Source organism: Streptomyces sp. NPDC048424 (assembly GCF_040651555.1).
Classification (GTDB): Bacteria; Actinomycetota; Actinomycetes; order Streptomycetales; family Streptomycetaceae; genus Streptomyces.
Genome location: NZ_JBEZKE010000068.1, coordinates 1 through 10,218, shown reverse-complemented (window position 1 = coordinate 10,218; position 10,218 = coordinate 1). Strand labels below are relative to the sequence as shown.

Annotated in this window: 8 protein-coding genes; 7 read left to right on the top strand and 1 reads right to left on the bottom strand. The window is 71.3% G+C overall.

The annotated features are described in order from the left end of the window. Positions 1-245: 245 nt before the first annotated feature. The 7 genes from AB0D29_RS38355 (at position 246) to AB0D29_RS38325 (ending at position 9,001) form a co-directional block, all read left to right on the top strand. The gene (locus tag AB0D29_RS38355; RefSeq protein ID WP_362860475.1) at positions 246-1,031 is read left to right on the top strand and encodes an SDR family oxidoreductase; all 786 of its coding nucleotides are present in this window, start codon (positions 246-248) and stop codon (positions 1,029-1,031) included. Positions 1,032-1,040: 9 nt separating this feature from the next. Beyond that, positions 1,041-2,345 carry an MFS transporter gene (locus AB0D29_RS38350; RefSeq protein ID WP_362860474.1) on the top strand — a complete coding sequence of 435 codons (1,305 nt, stop codon included), beginning with the start codon at positions 1,041-1,043 and terminating at the stop codon, positions 2,343-2,345. A gap of 6 nt (positions 2,346-2,351) precedes the next feature. Further along, a complete protein-coding gene (locus tag AB0D29_RS38345; RefSeq protein ID WP_362860473.1) occupies positions 2,352-4,037 on the top strand; it encodes an FAD-binding protein in 1,686 nt (561 codons plus the stop codon). A gap of 285 nt (positions 4,038-4,322) precedes the next feature. Continuing rightward, entirely contained in the window at positions 4,323-5,519 is a 1,197-nt protein-coding gene (gene wecB / locus AB0D29_RS38340) for a UDP-N-acetylglucosamine 2-epimerase (non-hydrolyzing) (RefSeq protein WP_362860472.1), read from the top strand. 16 nt (positions 5,520-5,535) lie between these two features. Next, a complete protein-coding gene (locus AB0D29_RS38335) occupies positions 5,536-6,300 on the top strand; it encodes a hypothetical protein (protein WP_362860471.1) in 765 nt (254 codons plus the stop codon). After that, positions 6,300-7,547: a VCBS repeat-containing protein gene (locus tag AB0D29_RS38330; RefSeq protein ID WP_362860470.1), complete on the top strand. Its 1,248-nt coding sequence runs from the start codon at positions 6,300-6,302 to the stop codon at positions 7,545-7,547. The genes AB0D29_RS38335 and AB0D29_RS38330 overlap by 1 nt, the downstream gene beginning before the upstream one ends. A 218-nt stretch (positions 7,548-7,765) precedes the next feature. Further along, a complete protein-coding gene (locus tag AB0D29_RS38325; protein WP_362860469.1) occupies positions 7,766-9,001 on the top strand; it encodes an acyltransferase in 1,236 nt (411 codons plus the stop codon). A gap of 9 nt (positions 9,002-9,010) precedes the next feature. Here the strand turns inward: AB0D29_RS38325 and AB0D29_RS38320 are convergent, their stop codons facing one another. After that, positions 9,011-9,928 (bottom strand): helix-turn-helix transcriptional regulator, encoded by a 918-nt coding sequence (locus tag AB0D29_RS38320; RefSeq protein WP_362860468.1) that lies wholly within the window; start codon positions 9,926-9,928, stop codon positions 9,011-9,013. Between the last annotated feature and the right edge of the window lie 290 nt (positions 9,929-10,218).

Below are 10,218 nucleotides of genomic sequence, written 5' to 3'. Positions count from 1 at the left end.
CGGACATCCACGCCGGCATTACGACGGCGGTGATCGTGAACACGGCGATCGTGGTCCTCGGGACCCTCACCACCGCCCTCTTCCTCCGCAACAAGGCGGCGAAGGACCTCACCACCGCCTGAGCCCCCGCGGCTCAGGGTTCCCCCCAGGAGGCGGCCCCGGCACGCCCACCCCCGCCGTGCCGGGGCCCCCTCCCCCTCCCCCCTCCCCGTCCTCCTCAAGGTCTCCTCTTCCCAAGGAACGTGATGGACCTCCGTATCGAAGACCGCGTGTACCTCGTCACCGGCGCGTCGTCCGGGATCGGCGCGGCCACCGTCCGACTGCTGGCCGCCGAGGGCGCCATCGTCGTCGGTGTCGCCCGCAAGCCGTGGAACACCGAAGCCCTCGGCGACCGCGTCAGCACCGTCGCCGCCGACCTCACCGACCCCACCGCCGCCCGCCACGTGGCCGACACCGTGATCGAGCGCCACGGCCGCCTCGACGGCCTCGTCAACAACGTGGGCGCGCTGGAATCCCGTACCGGCTTCCTCGACGTGACCGACGAGCAGTGGACGAGCACCTTCGACGTCAACTTCCACTCCGCCGTCCGCATGACCCGTGCGGCCCTGCCCGCGCTCCTGGACACGGGAGCGGGCTCCCTCGTGCACATCGCCAGCGAGGCCGCCCGTTTCCCCGACCCGGGCATCGTCGACTACGCCGCCTCCAAGACGGCGCTGCTGTCCGTGTCCAAGTCCCTCGCCGCGGAGTTCGGCGTACGCGGGGTGCGCTCCAACGTGGTCTCGCCGGGCCCCACCCGGACGGCGCTCTTCGACGCGCCCGGCGGCTTCGCCGAGCAGCTGGGGGAGCGGTTCGGCCTCCCGGCCGACGAGGCCGTCCAGCACTTCATCCGCGTGGTGCGCGCGCTGCCGAGCGGCCGCATCGGCACGCCCGAGGACGTCGCGGGCATCGTCGCGTACCTGCTGTCACCCCTCGCGACCCAGGTCACCGGCGCCGAGTGGAGCGTCGACGGCGGCGCCCTGCGGCAGATCTGACCCGGGCCGATGCGTGCTTCCCTGCTCGCCCTCGCCATCGGTGCCTTCGGCATCGGGACCACCGAGTTCGTCATCGTCGGCCTGCTCCCTGAGGTCGCCGACGACCTGTCCGTGTCCATTCCCTCCGCCGGCATGCTGGTCACGGGCTACGCCCTCGGCGTGGTGGTCGGCGCGCCGCTGATGACCGCGGCCGGCGCCCGTCTGCCGCGCAAGACCATGCTCGTCGTGCTCATGGGCATCTTCATCGCGGGCAACCTGCTCTGCGCCCTCGCCGGCGACTACACCGCCCTCATGGGCGGCCGGCTGATCGCCGCCCTCACGCACGGTGCCTTCTTCGGGATCGGGTCCGTCGTCGCCGCCGACCTGGTGGCCCCGGACCGGCGGGCCAGCGCCATCGCCCTGATGTTCACCGGGCTCACGCTGGCCAACGTACTCGGCGTACCACTGGGTACCTTCCTGGGCCAGGAGTTCGGCTGGCGCTCCACCTTCTGGGCGGTCACCGGCATCGGGATCGTCGGCCTGCTCGGACTCGTCACCCTGGTCCCGGCGCAGCCGGCGCCGGAGCGCGGGGCGCTGCGCGGCGAACTCGCCGTCTTCCGCAAGCCCCAGGTGTGGCTGGCGCTGACGACGACGGTGCTCGGCTTCGGCGGCGTCTTCGCCTCCTTCACCTATCTCGCACCGATGATGACGGAACTGGCCGGCTTCTCCGACGGTGCGGTCGCCTGGCTCCTCGTCCTCTTCGGTGTCGGACTGTGCGTGGGCAACGTGCTCGGCGGGCGGGCCGCCGACCGGGCGCTGATGCCCAGCCTGTACCTCATCCTGGGCGGCCTTTCCCTGGTGCTGGTGGTCTTCACCTTCACCTCGCAGGCCGCCGTGCCCGCCGCGATCACCCTGGCCGCTTTCGGGGCGATCGGCTTCGCGACGGTGCCGCCGCTGCAGGCCCGCGTGATGCAGCAGGCCGCCGGGGCCCCGGCGCTCGCCTCCGCGGCGAACATCGCGGCCTTCAACCTCGGCAACGCCCTCGGGGCCTGGCTCGGCGGTCTCGCCGTCGCCCACGGCCTCGGATGGACCGCGCCGACCTGGATCGGTGCCGGGCTCGCCGCCGCCGGTCTGGGCACCGCGGCGCTCTCCGGCCGGCTCGACCGCAGGACCCGCCGGCCGGGCCCGCTGCCGGAGGCAGAACTCCCCGCCGAGCCGCAGTCCGCACAGCAGAACTCCGTACAGCAGAACGCCGAACAGCAGCACCCCGCACAGCACCCCTCCGCCGGTGCCGGGTACGGCACCCACTCCATCGTCGAAGAGAAGTCGAGGTAGACCCACATGAACGGTGTCGATCGCCGGACCATGCTCACCCGCAGCGCCGCCGTCGTCGGAGGCGCGGCGGTGGCCGGCGCGCTGGCCGGCCCCGCGGCCGCCGCCACGGCTCCCGCCTCCTCCGGAGCCCCCGGCACGGCCGTCGGAGCCGGATCCGTGGTACGGCCGGGCGACCCCCGCTACGAGATGCTGACCACCGGCAACAACCAGCGCTTCGTGGCCCGCCCGGACTACATCAAGATGGTCCGCTCCACCGCGGACGCCGAACGCGCCCTGAGAGACGCCGTCCGCGCGGGCAAGCGGGTCTCGGTGCGCAGCGGCGGCCACTGCTTCGCCGACTTCGCCGCGCACCCCGACACCGAGGTCATCATCGACTTCTCGGAGATGACGCACGTCGGGTACGACCCGAAGTTCCGGGCGTTCGTCGTCGAGGCCGGGGCCCGTCTGATCAACGTGTACGAGGCCCTCTACAAGGGCTGGGGCGTCACCGTACCCGGCGGCATCTGCTACAGCGTCGGGGCCGGCGGCCACATAGCGGGCGGCGGGTACGGTCTGCTCTCGCGGGCCCACGGCCTGGTCGTCGACCACCTCTACGCCGTGGAGGTCGTGGTCACGGACGGGAAGGGCGGCGTGCGGACGGTCGTGGCCACCCGGGAGAAGAACGATCCGAACCGCGAGCTGTGGTGGGCGCACACCGGCGGGGGCGGCGGCAACTTCGGCCTGGTGACCCGCTACTGGTTCCGCTCCCCGGGCGCCAAGGGCTCCGAACCATCCGAACAGCTCATCTCCCCGCCGTCGACGGTTCTGGTGAGCGCCGTCGACTTCCCCTGGGAGCAGCTGACGGAGGCGAAGTTCACCCGGCTGCTCAAGAACTTCGGTGCCTGGCACGCCGCGAACAGCGCCCCCGACTCCCCGTACCGCCATCTGTCCAGCCTGTTCAACGTCAGCTCCAAGGCGCACGGCAGCGTGGGCATGTTCACCCAGGTCGACGCGACCGTGCCGAACGCGAGAAAACTGCTCGACGACTACCTGGCGGCGATCACGGCCGGCACCGGGGTCATCCCGAAGGCGCTGACCCGCGCCACCGGTGAACTGCCCGCCATGCCGCAGTTCGCGGAGCCCAGAACCCTGCCGTGGCTCCAGGCGACCCGGCTGGTCGGCACCAACAACCCGACCATCACCAATCCCACCTCACGCGGCGCGCACAAGTCCGCGTACATGCGCAAGAACTTCACGGACCATCAGATCGCCTCGCTCTACCGGTACATGAGCCGGCCGGACTTCAAGAACCCGGACACCATGCTGGTGCTGTTCTCCTTCGGCGGTCAGGTCAACGCCGCGGCGCCCGACGCGACGGCCAACGCGCAACGGTCGTCCATCTTCAAGATGTGCTTCCAGACCTTCTGGCAGGAGGAGAGCGAGGACGAGTTCTACCTGGGCTGGCTGCGCGGCCTGTACGAGGACTTCTTCTCGGCGACCGGCGGCGTGCCCCTGATCGACGACAGCACCGACGGCTGCTACATCAACTACCCCGACCGCGACGTCACCGATCCGCGCCGCAACCGCTCCGGCGTGCCGTGGCAGACGCTCTACTACAAGGACAACTACCCGCGCCTGCAGCAGGTGAAGAGGCGCTACGACCCGTCCGACTTCTTCCGCCACTCCATGTCCATCAAGCCCGCGCGAGGCTGATGCTCCTCGCGTTCCCGCTGGTCAGAAGCCCCGTACTCCGGTCTCCGGAGTACGGGGCTTCTGTCGTTCCCGCTCAACCGTTCGAGTGGCCGCGGGTGTTCGTTGACTCCCCGGCCGGCTCCGGGAAAGCTGTCTCTTGGCCGGAAGAGGGCAGCTGAAAAGCCCCTCGCAGCGAGATCCGATCCCCTGGCCACCACCCCGAACAGGTCTGCGGCACCGCCGTGCCGCGCCCTCCCGCGTCATGCCACGGCTCGATTCCCAACGCGTCAGAAAGTAGAGGAAGCCATGCGTTCCGTCGCCGTAGTCCTCGGCACCCGGCCGGAAGCCATCAAGTTCGCGCCGGTCATCCGCGCCCTCCAGGACGACCCGCGCTTCGAGCCCGTCGTGATCTCGACCGGGCAGCACCGCCAGATGCTGGACGAGACCCTCGACGCCTTCGGCCTCACCGCCGACGTCGACCTGAAAGTGATGGCCCCCAAGCAGACCCTCTCCCAGGTCACCTACCGGTCCCTGCGCGGCCTGGACGACTACTTCGCCACCGCCCCCGCCGACGCGGTCCTGGTCCACGGCGACACCGCCACCACCCTCACCGGGGCCCTGGCCGGATTCCACCAGCGGATCCCCGTCGTCCACGTCGAGGCCGGACTGCGCAGCGGCCGGCTCGGCTCACCCTTCCCCGAGGAGGGCAACAGACGGCTCGTGGCCCAGGTCGCCGCCCTGCACCTGGCCCCCACCCCCGGAAACCTGGCGAACCTGCTGCGCGAGGGCATCGACGCCGGCAGCGTCACCGTCACCGGCAACACCGTCATCGACGCCCTGCGCTGGGCCTGCGGCCGCGCCGAGAGCTACGGCGACCCGGCCCTGGCCGACCTCGACGTGGACCCCAGCCGGATCGTCCTGGCCTCCGCGCACCGCCACGAGGCATGGCCCCACCTGCCGCAGATCGGACAGGCCCTGGCCCGCATCGCCGACGAGCCCGGCGTACGCGTCGTCGTCCCGCTCCACCGCAACCCCGTGGTCCGCGAGGCGCTCCTCCCGCACATCGGGGGCCACCCGCACATCACCGTCGTCGACCCGCTGCCCTACCTCAGCTTCTGCAAGCTCATGGCCCGCGCCGACCTCATCGTCTCGGACAGCAGCGGCAGCCAGGAGGAGGGTCCCGCGCTCGGCAAGCCCACCCTGGTCCTCGGCGACGTCACCGAGCGGTCCGAGGCCATCGTCGCCGGCACCGCCCGCCTCGTCGGAACGGCCACCGAGGGCATCGTCGCCAGCAGCCTGGAGCTCCTGCGCGACCAGGCCGCGTACGAGCGGATGGCCAACGCCGCCAACCCGTACGGCGACGGGCAGGCCACCGCCCGCACCGTCGCCGCACTCGCCCACTTCTTCGGCCTGGGGCCCGCCCCCGAGCCCTTCGTCCCCGACAGCGCCGCCGACGAGCTCAGCGTCGAGCTCGCCCGTACGGCCGCCTTCGCCCGCACCTGACCGAGAGGAAGCCCGCATGACCGCCACCCCGTCCGCCATCGAACGCCCGCTGAACTTCAGCACCCCGTACCTGAGGGCCGACCTCGTGCGCGACGCCGTGGACTACACCGTCGAAGGCCGCACCATCGTGGTCAACCCCGGCAACACCCCCGTGATCGTCGCCGAGGACCTCCGCAAGGCCATCCCCCCGCTCTCCTCCACGGTCCTCGCCGACGCCCGCATCGAGAAGGCCGACGCGCTGCTCCTGCTGCGCCCCGCCGAAGAGGGCGGCGAGGTGTCCGGCGTCGCCGAGGCACCCGGCTGGGCCCACCTGGCCGATCTGCTCGGCCCCGACGGGGACTTCCCCCGCGAGACCCCCCTCTTCCGGAGCCCCCAGGACGAGATCACCACGGTGGTCTTCGACCCGGCGCACGTGCTGGGGGAGCGCGAGACCGCCATGGTCCAGCGGGAGTTCACCGTCCGCGCCAACCTCTGGTTCGCGCCGGCCGGGACCAACTGCTTCATCCACAACCAGCACGACTTCATCGAGGTCCACACACAGGTCCACGGCCTCGGCCGGATGCAGCGGTTCCGCAACCACGACCAGGCCTCCCTCTACCAGGACGTCCTGATGAGCCCCGGCTACACCACCCAGGACCCCTTCTGCGCCACCGGCCCGCAGTGCACCTACCACTACCCCTTCCACCAGTACAAGGCCGACACCGACTGCATCTGGCTCGCCATCGAGTACCACCCCGTCCCCCGCGCCGTCCGCCTCGCACGCTCCCAGGAGAACCACTGATGACCACCACCGGCAAGAACAACGAGACCGTCCTGCGCGCCCCGAAGTTCACCGCCGAGGTCGTCGCCGACCAGCTCCGCGACGGCTACTGGCTGGAGGCGCCCGACATCGACGGCGACGGCAAGCCCGACCTGTTCGGCTACGGACTGCGCCTCGGCGAGATCTACTGGTACGCCAACGACGGCGACTGGACCCGCCGGCTGATAGCCGACCGCATCAAGATGCCCGTGGGCGCCGACTTCGCCGACGTCAGCGGCAACGGCCACCCCGACGTCATCGTCTGCTACGACCTCTACGGCCCGATCGGCACGATCCACGACGCCAACACCGAGGGCGGCAAGATCGACTGGCTGGAGAACCCGGGCACCCCCGACAAGGACGAGTCCCGCTGGAAGCGGCACTACGTCGGCCGCGCCACCGGCATGCACCGGCTGCGCGCCGGCCACTTCACCCGCACCGACCGGCTCCAGATCATCGGCCTGCCGATCGTCGCCAAGGAAGACGTCCACGCCGTCCTGCCGGTGGTGCTGTTCACCCAGCCCGACGACGTGCACACGGCCGAGGAGTGGCCGATGACCGTCATCGACGACAGCCACTTCCGGATGATCCACGGCGCCGAGAAGAAGCGGGGCCTGGTCCCCGGCTCCGACCTCGAATCCCTCCTGCTGGCCTCCGACGAGGGCGTCACCTGGCTCTGGTTCGACGAGAACCGTCAGGAGTGGGTCCGCGAGCTCATCGGCACGGGCGAGCTCACCCAGTTCGAGCAGACCGGCTTCCGCGGCAGCGGCGACCTCAACGCGGGCCGCCTCGGCGACGACCCGATGGCCTACGTCGCCGCCATCGAGCCCTTCCACGGCAACACCGTCGCCGTCTACACCAAGGCCGCCGAAGGCGAGGGCTGGAACCGCGTCCTGCTGGACGTCTACGGCGACCCCAACGAGAACGGCGAGGGCCCCGGCCACCAGATCGTCTGCGCCGACTTCGACGGCGACGGGGACGAGGAGTTCCTGGTGGCGCTGCGCGGCCCGTGGCCGTGGCAGGGCGTCATGTACTACAAGGCGATCGACGCGGCCAACGGCGTCTGGGCCAAGTGGCGCGTCTCCGAGGAGTCCGTCGCCCGCATCGCCACCGCCGACTTCAACGGCGACGGCCGCCTGGACTTCGCCACCATCGCCTACTCCGTCCAGAACTACTACGTGGCCAAGGACGCCAAGCTCATGGTCTACCGCAACCAGATCGAGCAGTAGGGGGACGCCCGCGCCGGGCCGGGCCCCCGCGCCCGGCCCCCGCGCCCGGCCCCACGCCCGGCCCCGCGCCACCCCGAGCCCCGACGGGCAGTCCCGCCTCCCGCGACGCCCCTGCGCGCGCCGCCCGGGACCGTGGCCCCGCAGCACGGCGGACCACGGCCCCGGCGGCCGTCCTTCACGAAACCTCTTCCGCACCTCTTCCGAAAGAGCGATTCCCTGTGGCCTCCACGACGTCTCCCGGCGCCGAGAAGCGGGCGAAGCTGCCCTCACTGACCGGCCTGCGGTTCTTCGCCGCACTCTCCGTCTTCTTCTTCCACTCGTCCCTGACCGACTCCCCGATCCCGCCGAACGCGCCCATCAACCCCTTCGCCGACGCCACCCTCGCGGACGGGTTCTCCACCGCCTTCGGCAAGGCCGGCTACCTGGGAGTCTCCTTCTTCTTCGTCCTCTCGGGGTTCGTCCTCGCCTGGGCCGCCAAGCCCGGCGAGCGCGTCACCGCCTTCCTCCGCCGCCGGCTGCTGAAGATCTTCCCCAACCACCTCGTCGTCTTCGCCGCGGCGATGGTCCTCTTCGCCGGCTCGGCCGTCACGGGCGTCGCCGAATGGCTCCCGAACCTCCTCCTCATCCACACCTGGTGGCCGCAGCCCACCATCAACCTCAGCGTCAACCCGCCCAGTTGGTCTCTCGGCAGCGAACTGCTCTTCTACATGCTCTTCCCGGCGCTCATCGTTCCGATCCGCAAGCTCCGCGGCCGGACCGCCCTCTGGGGCTGGAGCGCCGCGATGATCGCGGGGATGATCGCACTCCAGCTGATCGCCACCTACTTCGTCCCCGACACCCCGAAGTCCACCATCACGCCCATCTCCGGGATGCAGTTCTGGTTCGGCTACCTGCTCCCGGCCGGCCGCCTCTTCGAGTTCGTCCTCGGCATCCTGCTCGCCCGCATCGTCCTCGCGGGCCTGTGGCCGCGCCGCATCGGCTTCGGCGTCTCCCTCGTGCTCACCGTTCTCGGCTACGCCGCCGCGCTCGTCGCCCCGTTCCAGTACGGGTTCGTCGTCGCGACGATCATCCCGGTCGCCGCGCTCATCGGCGCCACCGCCAGCGCCGACGTGGAGGGCCGCGCCACCTTCCTGCGCAGCCGGCCCATGGTCTGGCTCGGCGAGGTCTCCTTCGGGTTCTACCTCGTCCAGGGCGTCACGATCTTCTACCTCCGCTCGCTGCTGGGCGAGAACACCTACGGCGTCCCGGTGGCCCTCCTGGTGATCGCCGGCTTCTTCGCCGCGTCACTGCTCGGCGGGTGGCTCCTCTTCCGCTTCGTCGAGATGCCCGCCATGCGCCGCTTCGGCCGCGCCAGGCCCCGTACGCGGCCCGCCCCGGACGCGGCCCCGGCCCCCGTCCCGGCCCCCGAGCCTTCCGGCGACCGCACCCCGGTCACCGCGGCCGCCCGGGACTGACCCGCCGCCCTACCGCTCCCCGCCCGCGTCGGCATCCGCCGACGCGGGCCTCGGCGTTCCCCGGCCCGGGGCGGTGGAACCGGCCGTCAGGCTCGACAGCATGCGCAGGGCCGCGTCGGACGGGGAGGACTCGGGGGCGCTGTAGAGCAGCATCCGGTGATTGGTGCCGTCCGTGAGGTGCAGGTTCTCGAAATCGAGGGTCAGCGGGCCCACCACGGGGTGGTGCAGGGTCTTGGTGCCGACGGTGCAGTCCCGTACGGGGTGCTTCGACCACAGCGAGGCGAAATCGGGGCTCTGCAGCATCAGCGACCCGATGAGCTCGGCGAGCGCGCGGTCCTCCGGATTGCGTCCGGCGACCAGGCGCAGCGCCGCCAGGGCCACCCGGGCCTCGCCCTTCCAGTCCGTGTAGAGCTCCCGGGTGTGCGGGTCGAGGAACAGCATCCGCGTGAGGTTGGGACGTACGGCGGGATCCTCGGGGCTCGCGAGGTCGACGTGCCCGGCGAGCAGGGCGTGGCCCAGCGGATTCCAGGCGAGCACGTTGTTGCGGCCGTCCAGGACGACGGCGGGCACCTGCGGCATCGCGCCGATCAGCCGGCGCGTGGTGTCCCGGGCGTACTCGGGACGGGGCGACTGGGCCCGCTTGGCGCGCGGCGGCCGGGCCAGGTTGAGCAGGTGCGCGTGCTCGTCCGGAGACAGGCGCAGGGCGCGGGCCAGCGCGTCGAGCACGCTGTCCGAGGCGTTCGTGCTCTGCCCCTGCTCCAGGTGCGTGTAGTACGTGATGCTCACGCCGGCCAGCAGGGCGAGTTCCTCGCGCCGCAGTCCCGGTACGCGCCGGCGGGTGCCGTGCGAGGGGAGACCGACGTCCTCGGGCTGGAGCTGGGCGCGACGGGTGCGGAGGAATTCGCCCAGGGCAGTGGGAGTGTCCATGCGTTCCAGTGTGCCGGGGGAGGGCGCGGAACGCTGCCCGTGAAGGTGGCCCTGGCAGTGCTAGCTTGCCCGGCGCCAGCACAACCAGGGGGCTGGGTAACCCCCTCCGACCAGTCCAGAGTCGATGACGCAACAGCTCGTTGCGTGATCGAGAGGAAGTGTCGCGATGTCGGTTGTCGAGGGTGCGCGTGTTGGTGCGGGTGCGGGGGGTGGTGCTGGGGGTCCGGTCCGTTTGGACGGGCGTCTGAAGTTGGTGTTGGTGGTGCTGCTGGTGGCGCAGTTCATGCTGG